Consider the following 17,603-nt stretch of genomic DNA (forward strand, 5'->3'; position numbering starts at 1 on the left):
TTTGGTGCTTTTTATATTATAAAGGTTAATATTATTTTTAAATGTTAAAAGTACCATAGAAATTTTGAAAGTAAATTGATGGGAAATGATAAAAAATTTGAGTTGGTGGTATTGGATAACTAGGGCTATAAAAAGTAGTACTACTACTAGGGTGTGTACCATGATGCCAAAATGAAGGGGTGACTTGGTCAGGCGATTGATAATGTTGCCAAGCGGCAGGAAGTTCGATACCAACATCAGAACTAGCTGTATGAACGGCAGGAACATGTATTGAGGGAGCTGATGGGACAACGGCGGTTATTCTTGGTGATACCCACATGAAACGATCACTCCTAAGTTTAATAATAAAATAGTATATTCTTTTAGAACATATAAAGGTACATATATAGGGTTTTTGCTTAAAACATAGGTATAAAGTCGTAAGACCAACTTAAATTGAGGATAGACCATTTATTATGAAAAGATACGTCTATTAGCGGAGGGCAAGGGAACATGAAAAATATACAATTGATATGTTGATTGCAATATTTTACGTGTTTATGGAGGAATTTTAATGGAACGATTATGGACGAAATCATTTATTCAAATGACTATCGCGATGTTATTTTTATTTACAGGGTTTTATTTACTTGTTCCAACGCTCCCGCTCTTTATTAAAGAGATTGGTGGAAATGAATCACAAGTTGGACTGATGATGGGAATGTTTACAATAGCTGCGGTTGTAATACGACCGATTATTGGAGGAATGTTAGATCAATATGGTAGAAGATCTTTTATTATTTTCGGACTCATCTTTTTTGGGATAACGATGTATTCGTATAATTTAGCATCGACTATTGCCCTTTTAGCTGTTTTACGCGTTATTCACGGAGTGACGTGGGCTGTTTCTACAACAGCAGTTGGAACAGCGATAACTGATATTATTCCAGATTCACGTCGTGGTGAAGGGATGGGCTGGTATGGCATGGCGATGACAATCGCGATGGCAATTGGCCCGATGATTGGATTATGGGTTGTACAAAATTATTCATTTCATGGTCTATTCTTGTTAGCAACTCTTTTATCCTTTATGGCAGTCGTATTATCGTTAATAACGAAAATGCCATTCACGCCACAAAAAGAAAAAGGGAAAATTCAGCTGTTTGAAAAATCCGTTTTATCAATAACGGTTGTTGTTTTCTTTTTATCATTTGCATATGGAGGAATAACAACATTTTTACCGTTATTCGCGTCATCAATTGATGTGAATCCTGGGACATTCTTTCTTGTATATGCAATTGCTTTAACAATTGTACGACCTATTTCAGGAAAACTATTAGATAAGTATGGAGAAGTTTTTATCATACTTCCGGCACTATGTATTACTATTTTAGCGATAGTTGTACTAACGATTTCAAATGGTTTGATAGGTGTAATGATTGCAGCGGCATTATATGGTGTTGGATTCGGTTCAGCACAGCCCGCTTTACAAGCAGCGATGCTGACAATTGTTGATCCTAGTAAAAGAGGAGTTGCTAACGCTTCATTCTTTACTGCATTTGATTTAGGTATTGGATTAGGTGCGATTTTACTTGGAGTTGTTTCACAAATGTTTGGTTACCGTATTTTATTCGCAGGTAGTGCAATTTCAGGATTAATAGCTTTAATTATATTTGTCATTTTTGTAAAACAAAGATTAGGCAAAAAGGATTTTGCGTAAACAGGAAGAGCGAAGATGAAAATTTCAATTGAACATGATGCTCGACGATGCTTTAAGGAAGAATTGCGTATAAAGCATGATGAATCTATTTGATGTATTGTAAGGTACGGAGGAAATAGCTCAATTCAGCCCGGATATTCTTTAGGGATTATTTCTGAGAAATCAGATGGGGAAATAGTGTCAGTTGAGAAAGACGGTAGTTTATTTTTATAGATTTTGATGATCTTTCGTACTTTCAAAACTATGAATTAGTTGTAAGCTATCGTAAAGAAACGGAAGAAATTTAATTTAATTATGTAAAATAATAATTTTATTAAAAATAAATAAATTTTATATAAGAATTATATTTATGGGCATATGAAATAAATATTATAAAAAACCGAGCTGTGCATGAGTGCAGCTCGGTTTTTATGTTTGTTGAAGAAAAAGGGATTAAAGGTATATTTAGTGGGATTATATGGATAATTGTTATATTTCGTTTTAAAAAATTGTAAAAGGATGTCTGTCCTTTCTTTATAAAAGATGAAAGTTATTTTTGAAAAATTGTATTATTACATCGGTAAAAGTATAGGAAACTTATCATTATAAAATAAATTGAAATCTTCTAAAAACTCTGATACATTGAAATAGAAATGTAGTTTCATATTATTGTAAAGGCTTACAGTTATGTGCACGAAGATCTATTAGGATTGGAGGAAATAATGATGAAAGCTGAAGAAAAATTTTCCCCGGGATTAGATGGTGTAGTAGCAGCGGAAACGAAAATTTCGTTTCTTGACACAGTAAAAGGTGAAATTGTAATTCAAGGGTATGATTTAATCGAACTCTCAAAAACAAAAGAGTATTTAGACATTGTGCACCTTTTATTAGAAGAACGTTTACCGAATGAGGATGAGAAAGTAACAATTGAAAAGAAATTAAAAGAAGAATATACAGTGCCAGAAGGTGTATTCAATGTTCTAAAGGCATTGCCTAAGGAAACGCATCCTATGGATGGGCTACGTACAGGTGTGTCTGCATTAGCTGGTTACGATAGTGATATCGAAAACCGCTCGTTAGAAGTGAATAAAAGTCGAGGATACAAGCTTTTAAGTAAAGTGCCAAATATTGTAGCGAATAGCTACCATATTTTAAATAATGAGGAACCAATTGAGCCTCTTCAAGAATTGTCATATAGTGCGAATTTCTTCTATATGTTAACTGGAAAGAAACCAACTGAACTTGAAGAGAAAATTTTTGATCGTTCCCTTGTTTTATATAGTGAACATGAAATGCCAAACTCTACATTTACAGCACGCGTTATTGCATCAACGCAATCCGACTTATACGGTGCTTTAACAGGAGCAGTTGCATCCTTAAAAGGAAGTCTTCATGGCGGTGCGAATGAAGCGGTTATGTACATGCTTTTAGAAGCTGGTAATGTTGAGAAATTTGAAGAGTTATTACAGAAGAAACTATATAACAAAGAAAAAATTATGGGCTTTGGACACCGTGTTTATATGAAAAAGATGGATCCAAGAGCACTTATGATGAAGGAAGCATTAAAGCAGTTATGTGATGTGAAAGGCGATTATACACTATATGAAATGTGTGAAGCTGGAGAAAAAATTATGGAGAAGGAAAAAGGGATTTATCCGAATCTTGATTATTATGCTGCTCCAGTATATTGGATGCTTGGTATTCCAATTCAACTTTACACACCAATCTTCTTTAGTTCTAGAACAGTAGGGCTATGTGCACACGTAATTGAGCAACATGCGAACAATCGTTTGTTCCGTCCACGTGTAAATTATATTGGCGAGCGACATGCATTTAGTAAATAAAAACAACTGGGGAGTTGTTAGCGCCGCCCGCCAGATGGGTGTTTGACCGACACCCATCATTAATAATAACGAATTTTCGACAGAAAGGGAAGAATAGCATGATTAAAACAAATGAAATTAAACAAAAAGATGCATTATTAGAAGAAATTACGGACTATGTATTAAATAAAGAGGTTACAAGTGCAGAGGCATTCAGTACGGCTCGCTACGTATTACTTGATACACTTGGATGTGGAATTTTAGCACTACAATACCCAGAGTGTACGAAATTATTAGGACCAGTTGTACCAGGAACAATCGTGCCAAATGGTACACGTGTACCAGGAACATCTTATGTGCTAGATCCAGTAAAAGGCGCATTTAATATCGGATGTATGATCCGTTGGTTAGACTATAACGATACTTGGCTTGCAGCAGAGTGGGGACATCCATCTGATAACTTAGGCGGAATTTTAGCAGTTGCAGATTATATTAGCCGCGTTCGTATTTCAGAAGGAAAAGAACCATTAAAAGTACGGGAAGTACTAGAAATGATGATTAAAGCACATGAAATTCAAGGTGTACTTGCTTTAGAAAACAGTTTAAACCGTGTTGGTCTTGATCACGTATTATACGTAAAAGTAGCGACGACTGCAGTAGTTGCAAAAATGCTTGGCGGAACGCGTGAGGAAATCTTTAATGCATTATCACATGCGTGGATTGATAATTCTAGTCTTCGTACATATCGTCATGCTCCAAATACAGGTTCACGTAAATCATGGGCAGCAGGTGATGCGACGAGCCGCGGTGTTCATCTTGCAATGACTGCATTAAAAGGTGAAATGGGTTACCCAACGGCATTATCTGCACCAGGATGGGGATTCCAAGATGTGTTATTTAACAAGCAAGAATTAAAATTAGCAAGACCGCTAGAAGCTTATGTAATGGAAAATGTATTATTCAAAGTGTCATTCCCAGCAGAATTCCATGCACAAACAGCTGCAGAATGTGCAGTGAAATTACATCCGGAACTTAAAGAAAGATTAGATGAAATTGATCGTATTACAATTACAACTCATGAGTCAGCAATTCGTATTATCGATAAAGAAGGTCCATTAAATAACCCAGCTGATCGCGATCACTGCCTACAATACATTACGGCAATAGGTTTATTAAAAGGAGATATCGTTGCGGATGATTATGAGGATGTAGTAGCGAATGATCCACGTGTAGATGAATTACGTAATAAGATGGTTGTTGTTGAAAACAAACAGTACAGTTTAGATTACCTTGACCCGAACAAGCGCTCAATCGCCAACGCTGTTCAAGTTCATTTTAAAGATGGTACTGTAACAGAAAATGTGGAATGTGAATATCCACTTGGCCACCGTTTCCGTAGAGACGAAGCAATTCCAAAAGTTGTTCGAAAATTCACTGCAAATATGGCAGGTCATTATTCTAGTAAGCAACAAGGAAAAATCCATGAAGCTTGTCTAAATGAAGAAAAACTAGAAAATATGAATGTAAACGAATTTGTAGATCTATTCTTAATTTAATAATAGGGGGAATTTAGAATGGCTTGGGTTGTGAATAAACAGTCGACACAAGAGGAGCTTACGAATCGCTTCCGAGCTTTAGTAGAAGCAAATGAAATTTTGCAAATTCCAGGTGCTCATGATGCAATGGCGGCTCTTGTTGCGAAAAATACAGGTTTTTCAGCTCTATATTTATCGGGAGCTGCTTACACTGCAAGTAAAGGACTACCAGATTTAGGAATCGTGACGTCTACTGAAGTAGCAGAGAGAGCAAGGGATCTAGTTAGAGCTACAGATTTACCAGTTCTTGTTGATATTGATACAGGATTTGGTGGAGTACTAAACGTAGCGAGAACAGCTGTAGAAATGGTGGAAGCGAAAGTTGCGGCTGTTCAGATTGAAGATCAACAATTACCAAAGAAATGTGGACATTTAAATGGTAAGAAACTTGTTACTACAGAAGAATTAGTTCAAAAAATTAAAGCGATTAAAGAAGTTGCGCCAAGTTTATATATTGTAGCACGCACAGATGCTCGCGGCGTGGAAGGATTAGATGCAGCGATTGAAAGAGCGAATGCATATGTAAAAGCAGGAGCAGATGCAATATTCCCAGAAGCGCTTCAATCGGAAGAAGAATTCCGTTTATTTACTAGCAAAGTGAATGCACCTTTACTAGCAAATATGACTGAGTTCGGAAAAACACCATATTATAGTGCAGAGGAATTTGCGAATATGGGCTTCCAAATGGTAATTTATCCTGTAACTTCACTTCGTGTTGCTGCAAAAGCATATGAGAATGTGTTTACGCTAATTAAGGAAACAGGTTCTCAAAAAGATGCACTTTCTAATATGCAAACGAGAAGTGAATTATATGAAACAATTTCATATCATGACTTTGAAGAGTTAGATACTGGAATTGCAAAAACAGTATTATCTGAAGATCAATAGGTAGAAGGATTTAGGCGATGAAAATACATCTTTGGCAAAACGAACTGCTTGATGTGAAAAATCATCGCCTTCTGTTTTCAATAATAAGATATTCCACTCATCGTAGACGAGCATATGCAAAGATCAACGAAGGCCGAAATGATAGGGGGATTCAGATGGAGAAAACGAAGTTACCATGGGATGAATTTTTTTCACTCAATAAAGATGTGAATAATACTTTCTTTACACCAGAAGATTTTTCAGGGGATGAAGATTTAATTGCAAAAACGACAGAACAATTCGTTAAACAAGAAATTGTCCCGCAAATTGAGAATATTGAACAACATAACTATAAAGTTTCTCGCCAATTATTTGAGAAAGCTGGGGAACTTGGATTATTAGGCATTGAGGTACCAGAAGATTATGGCGGATTCGAGTTAGGAAAGGCTGTCTCAGGTCTTGTAGCAGAGAAAATGGGTTACGCTGGTGCATTTAGCGTTTCTTTTAATATACACGCCGGTGTAGGTACATTGCCTTACATATATTATGGAACGAAAGAACAGAAAGAAAAATATTTACCGAAAATCGCATCGGGAGAATGGATTGGGGCTTATGCTTTAACTGAGCCAAATGCTGGTTCTGATGCATTAAGTGCAAAAACGAGTGCAGTATTGAATGAAGATGGTACTGCTTGGAAGTTGAATGGTGAGAAGCAGTGGATTACAAATGCTCATATGGCAGATGTATACGTTGTTTTTGCGAAGACAAATAAAGGAATGACAGCGTTTATTGTCGAAAGAACATGTGAAGGTGTATCAATAGGATTAGAAGAAAAGAAGATGGGGATTAAAGGATCTTCAACAGCGACGCTTATTTTAGAAGATGTTGTCATCCCCGCTGAAAATATTTTAGGGGAAGTTGGGAAAGGGCATCACGTAGCTCTTAATATTCTTAACTTCGCTAGACTAAAACTTGCTTTTGGAAATATTGGAACAGCAAAACAAGCAATCGGTTTGTCAGTTCAATATGGAAAAGAGCGAAAACAGTTCCAAACGGAATTAGTAGATTTTACGATGATTCAAGAGAAAATTGCCAATATGATTATTTCTACATATGGAGCAGAAAGTGCAGCTTACCGTACAGCGGGTGTAATTGATGAAGCAATTCATGAGAGTGATGAAGATCTTATGAAAAAAATGTCCCAATTTGCAATTGAATGTGCACTGAATAAAGTAAACGCTTCTGAAACACTTGCTTATATCGTAGATGAAGCTGTACAAATTCATGGTGGTTACGGTTATATGCAAGAATACGAAGTAGAACGATTATATCGTGATGCTAGAATTAGTCGTATTTTTGAAGGAACGAATGAAATTAATAGATTAACAGTTGCAAAAATGTTAATGAAGCAAATCGAGCAAATAGAAGATGCTGAAGTAGAAATTGATGTAGCAAATGTAGAAAGAAACCATCGTTACATTTTATTAGCGAAAAAATTGTTGAAACAATCTTTGAAAACGCTCTCTAAAACTCCAGGAATAAAAATTGAGCAAGAGCAAGAATATTCACGCGTATTATCAAATATGTTGACGGACGTGTACGTCATGGAATCAGCATTTTTACGTACGAGGAAAGCAGTTAGTAAAAATGGTGAGGAAAAAGAGCGTACGAAGCAAATGATAACAGGTGTTATTTGTGAAGAAGGATATCGTAAAGTAGAAGAAGCTGCGATTTCCATTCTTTCAGCAGCTGTCACAGAAGAACAAAATAGACAAGAAATATTAGCTGAAATCCGTCAATTATTAGTGCCTTTATACTCAAACTTATTTACGAAAAAGAGAGATATTGCGAAAGTTATTATAAATCGCGGGAAATATATTGTGTAAATAGGAGGAAAGCGATATGAAAAAGATTGGTTTTATCGGTTTAGGTAACATGGGTCTTCCAATGTCTAAAAATTTAGTTAAATCTAGCTACACAGTATATGGAGTGGACTTGAATAAAGAGGCGGAAGCTTCCTTTGAAAAAGAAGGAGGAATTATCGGCCTATCAATCTCAAAACTAGCAGAGACATGCGATGTGATTTTTACAAGTTTGCCTTCACCTCGTGCTGTGGAAGCGGTATATTTTGGGGAAGAAGGATTATTTGAAAATAGCCACTCGAATGTAGCTTTAATTGATACAAGTACAGTATCTCCACAATTAAACAAACAATTAGAGGAATCGGCGAAGGAAAAGAAAGTAGACTTTTTAGCAGCACCTGTTAGCGGTGGGGTAATTGGTGCAGAAAACCGTACATTAACGTTTATGGTTGGTGGATCGAAAGAAGTATATGAGAAAACTGAATCTGTCATGGAAGTGCTTGGAGCGAATGTTTTCCATGTTAGTGAGCAGATTGATAGTGGTACAACTGTTAAATTAATTAATAATCTATTAATTGGTTTTTATACAGCTGGTGTGAGTGAAGCTTTAACATTAGCGAAAAAGAACAATATGGATTTAGATAAAATGTTTGATATTTTAAATGTAAGTTACGGTCAAAGTAGAATTTATGAGCGTAATTATAAAAGTTTCATTGCATCAGAAAATTATGAGCCAGGCTTTACTGTAAATTTATTAAAGAAAGATTTAGGATTTGCGATAGAGTTAGCTAAAGAAAGTGAACTTCACTTACCGGTAAGTGAGATGCTATTAAATGTATATGAAGAAGCGAGTGAGGCAGGATATGGTGAAAACGATATGGCTGCTTTATATAAGAAAGTTAGCGAACAATTAATTTCTAATCAAAAATAGTGCACTTATAAAAACCATGATAAAAAAGGAGAGAATATAATGATTACAACTGAAATTAAACGAGTGAAAAATCATATTAATGGCGAATGGGTAGAATCTACTGGTACGGAAGTAGAAGCGGTTCCGAATCCGGCAACTGGAAAAATCATCGCTTACGTTCCACTTTCTCCAAAAGAAGATGTTGAAAAAGCTGTTGAAGCGGCAAAAGCGGCATACAAAACATGGTCTAAAGTGCCAGTTCCAAATCGTTCAAGACAACTATACAAATATCTACAACTGTTACAAGAAAATAAAGATGAGCTTGCAAAAATCATTACGCTAGAAAACGGTAAAACGCTAACGGATGCAACTGGTGAAGTACAGCGTGGTATTGAAGCGGTAGAACTTGCAACATCAGCACCAAATTTAATGATGGGACAAGCTCTTCCGAATATTGCTAGTGGAATTGATGGATCGATTTGGCGCTACCCAATCGGAGTTGTTGCTGGTATTACACCGTTTAACTTCCCGATGATGATTCCATTATGGATGTTCCCACTTGCAATTGCTTGCGGTAATACATTCGTATTAAAAACATCTGAAAGAACGCCACTTTTAGCTGAGCGACTTGTAGAGTTATTCTATGAAGCTGGTTTTCCAAAAGGGGTATTAAATTTAGTACAAGGCGGAAAAGATGTTGTAAATAGTATTTTAGAAAATAAAGATATTCAAGCAGTTTCGTTTGTTGGCTCTGAGCCAGTGGCACGCTACGTATATGAAACTGGTACAAAAAATGGTAAACGTGTACAAGCGTTAGCAGGTGCGAAAAACCATGCAGTTGTTATGCCAGATTGCAACCTTGAGAAAACAGTACAAGGTGTAATTGGGTCTGCGTTTGCAAGTAGTGGAGAGCGCTGCATGGCATGTTCAGTAGTAGCAGTAGTTGATGAAATTGCTGATGAATTCATTGATGTATTAGTAGCGGAAACGAAGAAGTTAAAAGTAGGTGACGGTTTCAACGAAGATAATTATGTTGGACCATTAATCCGTGAATCTCATAAAGAACGTGTTTTAGGCTATATTAATAGTGGTGTAGTAGATGGAGCAACTTTACTAGTAGATGGCCGTAAAATCAATGAAGAAGTTGGAGAAGGTTACTTTGTTGGTGCAACAATCTTTGATGGTGTAAATCAAGAAATGAAAATTTGGCAAGATGAAATTTTCGCTCCAGTATTAAGTATTGTAAGAGTAAAAGATTTAGAAGAAGGTATTAAGCTGACAAATCAATCGAAATTTGCGAATGGTGCTGTTATTTATACATCAAATGGAAAACATGCACAAACATTCCGAGACAATATTGATGCTGGTATGATTGGTGTAAACGTTAATGTTCCAGCACCAATGGCATTCTTCGCATTTGCAGGAAACAAAGCTTCATTCTTTGGAGATCTTGGTACAAATGGTACGGATGGCGTTCAATTTTATACACGTAAAAAAGTTGTAACTGAGCGCTGGTTTTAATAAAGTGAAATGATAATGAGTGGGGTGCATTCCCACTCATTATAAAAATAATACAAACGAAAATACACTACTCATAATGGAGTAGTGTATTTTCGTTTGTATTGTGTTAACTATTTCTTTCAAAGGCTAATTTAATACCAAACCCAATTAAGACGATTCCTGTAATCCCTTGAATATAACGCTGTGTCTTCGGTTTTTTCATAAAAGCACTAATTTTATCAATTAAAAATATATAAAAAGCAAACCAAATGACGGTTAAAATGAGATAAGTAAGTCCCATAACGAGAAGTTGTATAAATGTATTATGATTTGGATTTAAAAACTGTGGTAAAAAAGTTAAAAAGAAGACTGCAATCTTAGGGTTTAGTAAATTTGTAAGAAACCCTTGGCGAAAGCAAGAAGTATGTTTATTGTCATTATTTATTGGAACGTCATTTGTATTTAAGTCTTCTGTGTTTCTTACTGCTAAAAGGGCTTTAATACCAATATAGACTAAATATACAGCACCAACATATTTAAAAATAGAAAATAAAAGAGCAGACTTTACAATAAGTGCTGAAAGACCAATTACAGCAGCTAAAGTGTGAATTAAAAGCGCAACACAAGTACCAAAAACAGTTTTTACGCCGCCGATTTTGCCGGCAATCAATGTGTTTTTCGTAGCCATTGCTGTATCAGGACCGGGTAGAATAATAAGACATATAGACATAATAATAAACAGAAAAAAATTTTCCATAATGTTATCCGCCTTCCTTTGTTGTTTTTAGAAAATTCGATTAACGTTAGTTTAACATACATTTTAGTTAAATAAAATTAAATTATATTTAACTAAAAAGAAGAGGCCATATAGAGTAGCTGAGAGTGTGCTACAATATATGGCCTCTTTGTTTAAGCGTTAAGTAAGTTAAAGAATCGATTTACATCTTCTTCTGAAACATCACTTAATTGTTTATATTTATAATTTGGATTTTGGTCTTTATCAACTACAACGGAGCGTACTCCTTCAAAGAAATCTTCATGTCGCATGAAGTTTTTAGCGAGTATAAGATCTGTCGCGAAACATTCTTCAACTGACTTTTCTTGGCCATCAATAAACTGTTTTAATGTTACCTTTAATGAAACAGGGGATTTGGATAATAGCTTTTCTTTCGTTGTTTGGGCAAATGGACTTTGATCTTTCTCTAACGATTGAATGATTCCCTCAATTGTATCGAATGCAAAATGCGAATTAATTTCTTCTACTGAAGAAGAAAGATTGCCATCTAAGTTTGGAGCAGTTGCAAATGTACGAATAACTTCTTTTAAATGAGTATGTACATCTTCTTTTTTCCAATTTACATTTTCAAGTGCGGTAAGGAAATTTGGTAATGAATCTGATGTCATAAAGTAATCAGCAGCGTTAATATATAATACATCAGGAGCTTTTAAAATAGATGCTGTTAAAGCAACATATCGACCAGTATATCCAGGCGCTTTATTTAAGAAATAAGCAGCACCGACATCAGGGAAGAAACCGATGTTCATTTCAGGCATTGCCCACTTCGTACGCTCTGTTACAATTCGATACGTCGCTCCATTTGTCAGACCGACACCACCGCCCATTACAATTCCATCTAAACAAGCGATAATTGGTTTTTTGTATTGATAAATAAATGTATCAATTTCATATTCTTCTTCAAAAAACTGCTCTGCATGTTGTAATGCAACTTCGTTAGAACGTGATTCGTATAGCGTTTTAATATCACCACCTGCACAAAAACCTTTCGTCCCAGCTCCTTTTAAAACGATGAGTTCAATACGCTCATCTTGCTCCCATTCTTTAAGTTTTTGCCCAATTGGTTGTAACATGTCATAGGATAAAGAATTAAGTGCTTTTGGACGGTTTAAAGTAATAGATGCAACGCCGTTTTCGCTAACAGAAAATAAAACGTGTTCAGTCATTATAAATCCTCCCTTACTTATCTTTCTATTCTTATTTCTTGATACATGCTGAAATGTCCTCTATAATTTTTGTCCAAATTAGGTGCTTAGTGTTAGTATTTATCGCATATTTTGACGAGTTATATTTGCAGGATTTCAGAGAATGAAGAGGAATATTACAACATTACTGTAAGTGCTATTATTTGAAAATGTCGTGTTGAAGGCGCTATTATATGTATAACTTATATTGAGTTAGTATACGTGGCGTAAATTAAAGAGTTGATGTAGAAAAAGTTAAAAGGCTGAATTATCTAACTTTTAAAGAGCGCGGGGTTTGTATATAATTAGAAATAGAGAAAGGAGAGATCGGAATGCCAGGACCTTTACTATTGTCGGTTATTATTTTGTCATCTCTTATGGTAGGAATTACACAGTATTTTCATCATACAGATACGACAGAAGAAGTGAAGGCTAAGGTACGTCTCGTGTTTCCGATTTTTATAATATCTATTTCCATATGCTTTTTATTAAATAAAGATGGGTATGTTGTGGCCGTATTTGCGTTTTTTGTAGCGATTGTCTTAATAACTGTATTGTACTACGTTATGAAAGAGTACTTACAAAAATAAGGATGCCTGAAAGGGCATTTTTATTTTTGTAGATTAATAATTTCACATACCGTATTTCATATAAAAAAACATAAAATATTTATAATTAAAAAAGTATGTACATCGCGGTGTATTTACTTGTCAATCTTGCATGACCACTATACTATTAAAATGTAGAGATTAGAAAAAAGGGGTTGTATCTAGCATGAAATTTGAGATGCATACAAAAATTATTTCAAATGAAAAAGAAGTAAGATTACATATAGAAGATAATTTATTTCAATTAATTTTAGATGGTTATCATCTATTTACTATTCAAGAAATATTGCCTTTATATAAATCAAACGAAGAAAGAATCGGTAGTGCAATTGTCCAAAAGTTAGAATGGGAGAACGGAAAAACTACACTAAACTATCAGCTTGTTTCACTACAATCAGTAAACTAAAAGGAGAAGGGTAATATGAAGTTTTTTCATACAGCGGATTGGCATTTAGGTAAGCTTGTTCATGGTGTATATATGACTGAAGATCAAAAAATTGTGTTAGATCAGTTTGTACAAGCTGTTGAAGAGGAAAAACCGGATGCTGTAATTATTGCAGGAGATTTATATGACCGAGCAATTCCACCTACAGAAGCAGTAGACTTATTAAATGATGTATTACAAAAGATAGTTATTGATTTACAAACACCAATAATTGCAGTTGCAGGAAACCACGATAGTCCGGACCGCATACATTTTGGTAGTAATTTAATGAAAAAACAAGGATTACATATTGTTGGACAATTCCAGTTTCCATACAATCCTGTTGTTTTAAATGATGAATACGGAGAGGTTCATTTCTATCTCGTTCCGTATGCAGATCCAAGTATTGTTAGACATATATTGAAAAATGAAGATGTTCGTTCTCATGATGATGCGATGCGTATTTTTATGAACGAACTCTCTGAAACGATGGATAAAGAAGCGAGACACATATTTGTAGGACATGCATTTGTAACTTCTTCAGGAGAGGCAGAGGAAAATACGAGTGATGCGGAACGACCACTTTCAATTGGTGGTGCTGAATATGTAAATAGCCATTATTTTGATAAGTTTCATTACACGGCGCTTGGCCATTTACATCAAGCGCATTTTGTACGTAATGAGACAATTCGTTATTCAGGTTCACCACTTGCATATTCTATTTCTGAAGAAAAGCATAAAAAAGGATATTATATTGTGGAACTGGATGAAAAAGGTGAAACAACAATTGAAAAACGTTTACTTACACCACGTCGTAAAATGCGTACAGTAGAAGCGAAAATAGACGATTTATTGCTTCATCCAGTGAGTGAAGATTATGTATTTGTGAAATTATTAGATGAAAATCCTGTCTTGCAGCCAATGGAAAAAATACGTTCTGTATACCCAAATGCAATGCATGTTGAAAGATCTATTCAAAGACGAGAGTTCACAGATGAAAATGAAGTAACTGTTTCAAGACATAAAACGGATGATTTATCTCTTTTAAAAGCATTTTATAAAGAAATGAAAGGGCTAGATTTATCAGAAGAGAAAGAACGTCTATTTTTAGATGTTTTGCAAACAGTGCAAGAACGGGAAGGTGAGCGAGGATGAGACCGATTCAGCTTATAATGACCGCGTTTGGTCCATATAAACAGAAAGAAGTAATCGATTTTAAAGATCTTGGTGAGCATCGTATTTTCGCTATTTCTGGAAATACAGGAGCTGGAAAGACAACGATTTTTGATGCGATTTGTTATGTATTATATGGAGAGGCTAGTGGAGAAGAGCGCAGTGATACAAACATGCTTCGTAGCCAATTTGCTGATGATGATGTTTATACAAGTGTGGAATTAACTTTTCAATTAAAAGGAAAAAGTTATGAAATTAAACGACAACTGGGCCATAAAAAACAAGGAAATAAAACAATTACAGGACATGCAGTCGAATTATATGAAGTAATTGATGAGGAAAAAGTTCCATGTGTCGATCGTTTTCATGTAACGGATGTAAATAAAAAAGTTGAAGATTTAATTGGATTAAGTAAACATCAATTTAGCCAAATTGTCATGTTACCGCAAGGAGAGTTCCGAAAATTATTAACATCTGAAACGGAAAATAAAGAAGAAATACTACGCCGCATTTTTAAAACAGATCGTTATAAATTAATGCGTGAGATATTAGATCAAAAGCGCAAACAATGGAAAGACGTCTTACAAGAAAAACAAAAAGAACGTGAGCTATATTTCCGTAATGTATTTAAATTACCAATACGTGATGGGGCATTATTAGAGACATTAGTGGAACAAGAGCATGTAAATACACATCAAGTAGTAGAGGCATTAGAACAAGAAACAGTTTGGTACAATGCAGAGGTTGAGCAATTACACTTAGAACAAAATGACAAAACGAAACAATTAAAAGAAGCAGAGGCACGTTTTCATGCAGCAAAAGCTGTAAATGAGAAATTCAAAGATTTAGAACAAAAGAATGAGAAGTACAGTATTTTACAAGAAAACCGTGCCGTAATCGAAATGAAAGAAAAATCTTTTAAACATGCGGAACAGGCGAAGCGATTATTACCATTTGAGCAATGGTATGAGGAAGCGATGCAATATGAACAGCAGTCTGAAAGTTTGTTAAAACAGATAATCGCAAAAAAAGAGCATATAATGAACAGTTTTGCACTTGCTCAGGAGAAATATGAAGCATTAAAGAATAAGGCATCCGAGCGAGAAAATGCTAAAAAACAAGTTCAAAGACTAGAAGAGTTACAGCCAATTATTGCATCATTAGCTGAGAAAAAGTTAAATTTGCAAAATGCTGAAATTCAAATAGGAAAATTAAAAGAAGGTATGCAAAAGTTAGATGAACAACTAGAAGCGCATAAAAATGAAAAACAAAGAATGTCTGGCGAATTACAGCAATTAGAAGCAGCGCTTGAACAATATGTAGCTAAAGTAGAAGCACTAACGAATATGCGAGAAGATGCAAAAGTATTAAAGCAGGCATATGATGTATGGCAAGAAAAACAAAAATACGAGCTAGAAAAAGAAAGTGCGTTTCATAAGATGCAACAGGCAGTTAGTACATATGAAAATATTGAACGCCGCTGGTTAAGTGAACAAGCTGGTATATTAGCTCTTCATTTACATGATGGTGAATCTTGTCCAGTATGTGGTAGTATGGACCACCCGAAAAAAGCTACAGAGCAAAGTAATGCAATTGATGAAAAAGAGTTAAATGAGCTAAGAGAAAAGAAAAATATTGCGGAAAAATTACATGTTCAATTAGAAGAAAAGTGGAATTTCTATCGAGTTCAATATGAACAAGTGATAGAAGAAGTGCTAAAGCGAGGCTATCGCTCAGAAGAATTAGTAGAAACATATAGTGCGCTCGTTCAAAAAGGAAAGCAATTAGCAGCAGAAGTTAATGCGTTAAAAGCAAGTGAAGAAACGCGTAAGCAAATTGCTGTGAATATAAAAAGCGTAGAAGAAAAAGTAGAAGAACTCCAGAAACAAAAGCGTGAAGTAGAAACTGTGCAGCACCGTACTGAAATGGAGTGTATGCAGCTTCGTACGTCATATGAACATGATAAGCAAAATATTCCGGAAAGCTTGCAAACGGTACAAGCTTGGAAAGTACAGTTTGACCAAGCTCTGCAAGAACTTAGGTTAATGGAAGATGAATGGGAGAAAGTACAAGAGGCGTATCAACATTGGCAAAATGAAAATATACGTATTCAAGCAGAACATGATAATGCTTCTAATCAATTTAATAGTGCAAAAGAGAAGAAAGAAGAGACGTTTACACGCTTTATGAAAGAGCTAGAACAAAGCGGATTTACAGATCAATTAACATATAAAGAATCCAAATTAAATGATGCTGAGATGGATAAGTTACAACAAGAAATCCAAAGTTATTACTCATCTCTAGAAGTACTTACAAAACAAATTGACGAATTAAAAGCAGACTTAAAAGATAAAGAGTATATGGACATTTCTTCATTAGATGAGCAAGTGAGAGAATTGGAAATTAGCCTTGATATTATTAAAGAAAAACGACAACGTGCTCAAAACGCCGTATCATATATTACGGATTTACATGAAAATATTAAACGAATTGATGAACAAATTCATGAGGAAGAAAAAGCATTCCAAGAACTTGTTGATTTATATGAAGTAATGAAAGGGGATAATGATAGTCGTATATCCTTTGAACGTTACATCTTAATTGAGTATTTAGAACAAATTGTTCAAATTGCGAACGAACGACTACGTAAATTATCAAATGGACAATTTTATTTAAAACGAAGCGAACGAGTTGAAAAGAGGAATCGACAAAGTGGATTAGGATTAGATGTATATGATGCATATACAGGTCAAACCCGAGATGTAAAAACATTATCTGGCGGTGAGAAATTTAACGCATCACTTTGCTTAGCACTTGGAATGGCAGATGTAATTCAAGCGTATGAGGGTGGTATTTCCATCGAAACGATGTTTATCGATGAAGGATTCGGCTCATTAGATGAAGAGTCATTAACGAAAGCAGTTGACGCCCTAATCGACTTGCAAAAATCAGGTCGCTTTATCGGTGTAATTTCACACGTTCAAGAACTGAAAAACGCAATGCCAGCTGTATTAGAGGTAACGAAGCAGAAGGATGGGTGTAGTCAGACGAGGTTTGTGGTGAAATAAGCTTGTCAAATTGAAAGTATCTATCCTTACTTTGAACATTGTACCAAATTGTTATAACGTTTTTTCAATTAAGTTCAAATGAATTTAATAATGTTTTTATATAAAGCCGTCTCTA

General features: G+C 35.0%; 14 protein-coding genes and 1 pseudogene. 12 read left to right on the forward strand and 3 right to left on the reverse strand.

Translation table 11 applies throughout. From position 1 onward, the window contains the following. Nucleotides 1-37: 37 nt before the first annotated feature. Complete coding sequence (locus tag MHH59_RS11325) at nt 38-319, reverse strand: hypothetical protein (RefSeq protein ID WP_002185918.1); 282 nt, start codon at nt 317-319, stop codon at nt 38-40. Between the two features lie 234 nt (nt 320-553). Here MHH59_RS11325 and MHH59_RS11330 point away from each other — a divergent pair, with 234 nt between their 5' ends. From MHH59_RS11330 to MHH59_RS11365, 8 genes and pseudogenes are all read left to right on the forward strand, one after another. Continuing rightward, entirely contained in the window at nt 554-1,699 is a 1,146-nt protein-coding gene (locus MHH59_RS11330) for an MFS transporter (RefSeq protein ID WP_002168450.1), read from the forward strand. A 15-nt stretch (nt 1,700-1,714) separates the two neighbouring features. Beyond that, nucleotides 1,715-1,986: pseudogene (locus tag MHH59_RS11335) on the forward strand (HesB/YadR/YfhF family protein). 414 nt (nt 1,987-2,400) lie between these two features. Continuing rightward, entirely contained in the window at nt 2,401-3,522 is a 1,122-nt protein-coding gene (mmgD, locus tag MHH59_RS11340; RefSeq protein WP_002168449.1) for a citrate synthase, read from the forward strand. A 98-nt stretch (nt 3,523-3,620) separates the two neighbouring features. After that, nucleotides 3,621-5,057: a 2-methylcitrate dehydratase gene (prpD, locus tag MHH59_RS11345; protein WP_340851221.1), complete on the forward strand. Its 1,437-nt coding sequence runs from the start codon at nt 3,621-3,623 to the stop codon at nt 5,055-5,057. Between the two features lie 18 nt (nt 5,058-5,075). Further along, nucleotides 5,076-5,984, forward strand: a complete 909-nt coding sequence (gene prpB / locus MHH59_RS11350; protein ID WP_002168448.1) for a methylisocitrate lyase — start codon at nt 5,076-5,078, stop codon at nt 5,982-5,984. A gap of 155 nt (nt 5,985-6,139) precedes the next feature. Then, nucleotides 6,140-7,849: an acyl-CoA dehydrogenase family protein gene (locus tag MHH59_RS11355; protein ID WP_033713290.1), complete on the forward strand. Its 1,710-nt coding sequence runs from the start codon at nt 6,140-6,142 to the stop codon at nt 7,847-7,849. Between the two features lie 16 nt (nt 7,850-7,865). Beyond that, nucleotides 7,866-8,756 (forward strand): NAD(P)-dependent oxidoreductase, encoded by an 891-nt coding sequence (locus MHH59_RS11360; RefSeq protein ID WP_002012741.1) that lies wholly within the window; start codon nt 7,866-7,868, stop codon nt 8,754-8,756. 39 nt (nt 8,757-8,795) lie between these two features. Further along, the gene (locus MHH59_RS11365) at nt 8,796-10,256 is read left to right on the forward strand and encodes a CoA-acylating methylmalonate-semialdehyde dehydrogenase (protein ID WP_078178873.1); all 1,461 of its coding nucleotides are present in this window, start codon (nt 8,796-8,798) and stop codon (nt 10,254-10,256) included. 106 nt (nt 10,257-10,362) lie between these two features. Here the strand turns inward: MHH59_RS11365 and MHH59_RS11370 are convergent, their stop codons facing one another. Both MHH59_RS11370 and MHH59_RS11375 read right to left on the reverse strand, forming a co-directional pair. Beyond that, nucleotides 10,363-10,995 (reverse strand): LysE family translocator, encoded by a 633-nt coding sequence (locus MHH59_RS11370; protein ID WP_085960726.1) that lies wholly within the window; start codon nt 10,993-10,995, stop codon nt 10,363-10,365. A 149-nt stretch (nt 10,996-11,144) separates the two neighbouring features. After that, complete coding sequence (locus MHH59_RS11375) at nt 11,145-12,197, reverse strand: enoyl-CoA hydratase/isomerase family protein (protein WP_340851222.1); 1,053 nt, start codon at nt 12,195-12,197, stop codon at nt 11,145-11,147. 350 nt (nt 12,198-12,547) lie between these two features. On the opposite strand from MHH59_RS11375, the gene MHH59_RS11380 reads away from it, so the two are divergent. From MHH59_RS11380 to MHH59_RS11395, 4 genes are all read left to right on the forward strand, one after another. Next, on the forward strand, nt 12,548-12,805 hold the full coding sequence (locus MHH59_RS11380; protein ID WP_002012747.1) for a hypothetical protein: 258 nt from the start codon (nt 12,548-12,550) through the stop codon (nt 12,803-12,805). Between the two features lie 184 nt (nt 12,806-12,989). Further along, nucleotides 12,990-13,229: a DUF2584 family protein gene (locus MHH59_RS11385; RefSeq protein WP_002085739.1), complete on the forward strand. Its 240-nt coding sequence runs from the start codon at nt 12,990-12,992 to the stop codon at nt 13,227-13,229. A 15-nt stretch (nt 13,230-13,244) separates the two neighbouring features. Then, the gene (locus MHH59_RS11390; RefSeq protein WP_078178871.1) at nt 13,245-14,402 is read left to right on the forward strand and encodes an exonuclease SbcCD subunit D; all 1,158 of its coding nucleotides are present in this window, start codon (nt 13,245-13,247) and stop codon (nt 14,400-14,402) included. Further along, on the forward strand, nt 14,399-17,488 hold the full coding sequence (locus tag MHH59_RS11395; protein WP_002185915.1) for an AAA family ATPase: 3,090 nt from the start codon (nt 14,399-14,401) through the stop codon (nt 17,486-17,488). The genes MHH59_RS11390 and MHH59_RS11395 overlap by 4 nt, the downstream gene beginning before the upstream one ends. Nucleotides 17,489-17,603: the final 115 nt, after the last annotated feature.

This window comes from Bacillus sp. FSL E2-0195 (assembly GCF_038003645.1).
Classification (GTDB): Bacteria; Bacillota; Bacilli; order Bacillales; family Bacillaceae_G; genus Bacillus_A; species Bacillus_A mycoides.

Coding starts and splice junctions, on each gene's coding strand:
- MHH59_RS11325 (WP_002185918.1), bottom strand. CDS start 319: ATGTGGGTATCACCAAGAATAACCGCCGTTGTCCCATCAGCTCCCTCA.
- MHH59_RS11330 (WP_002168450.1), top strand. CDS start 554: ATGGAACGATTATGGACGAAATCATTTATTCAAATGACTATCGCGATG.
- mmgD (WP_002168449.1), top strand. CDS start 2,401: ATGATGAAAGCTGAAGAAAAATTTTCCCCGGGATTAGATGGTGTAGTA.
- prpD (WP_340851221.1), top strand. CDS start 3,621: ATGATTAAAACAAATGAAATTAAACAAAAAGATGCATTATTAGAAGAA.
- prpB (WP_002168448.1), top strand. CDS start 5,076: ATGGCTTGGGTTGTGAATAAACAGTCGACACAAGAGGAGCTTACGAAT.
- MHH59_RS11355 (WP_033713290.1), top strand. CDS start 6,140: ATGGAGAAAACGAAGTTACCATGGGATGAATTTTTTTCACTCAATAAA.
- MHH59_RS11360 (WP_002012741.1), top strand. CDS start 7,866: ATGAAAAAGATTGGTTTTATCGGTTTAGGTAACATGGGTCTTCCAATG.
- MHH59_RS11365 (WP_078178873.1), top strand. CDS start 8,796: ATGATTACAACTGAAATTAAACGAGTGAAAAATCATATTAATGGCGAA.
- MHH59_RS11375 (WP_340851222.1), bottom strand. CDS start 12,197: ATGACTGAACACGTTTTATTTTCTGTTAGCGAAAACGGCGTTGCATCT.
- MHH59_RS11380 (WP_002012747.1), top strand. CDS start 12,548: ATGCCAGGACCTTTACTATTGTCGGTTATTATTTTGTCATCTCTTATG.
- MHH59_RS11385 (WP_002085739.1), top strand. CDS start 12,990: ATGAAATTTGAGATGCATACAAAAATTATTTCAAATGAAAAAGAAGTA.
- MHH59_RS11390 (WP_078178871.1), top strand. CDS start 13,245: ATGAAGTTTTTTCATACAGCGGATTGGCATTTAGGTAAGCTTGTTCAT.
- MHH59_RS11395 (WP_002185915.1), top strand. CDS start 14,399: ATGAGACCGATTCAGCTTATAATGACCGCGTTTGGTCCATATAAACAG.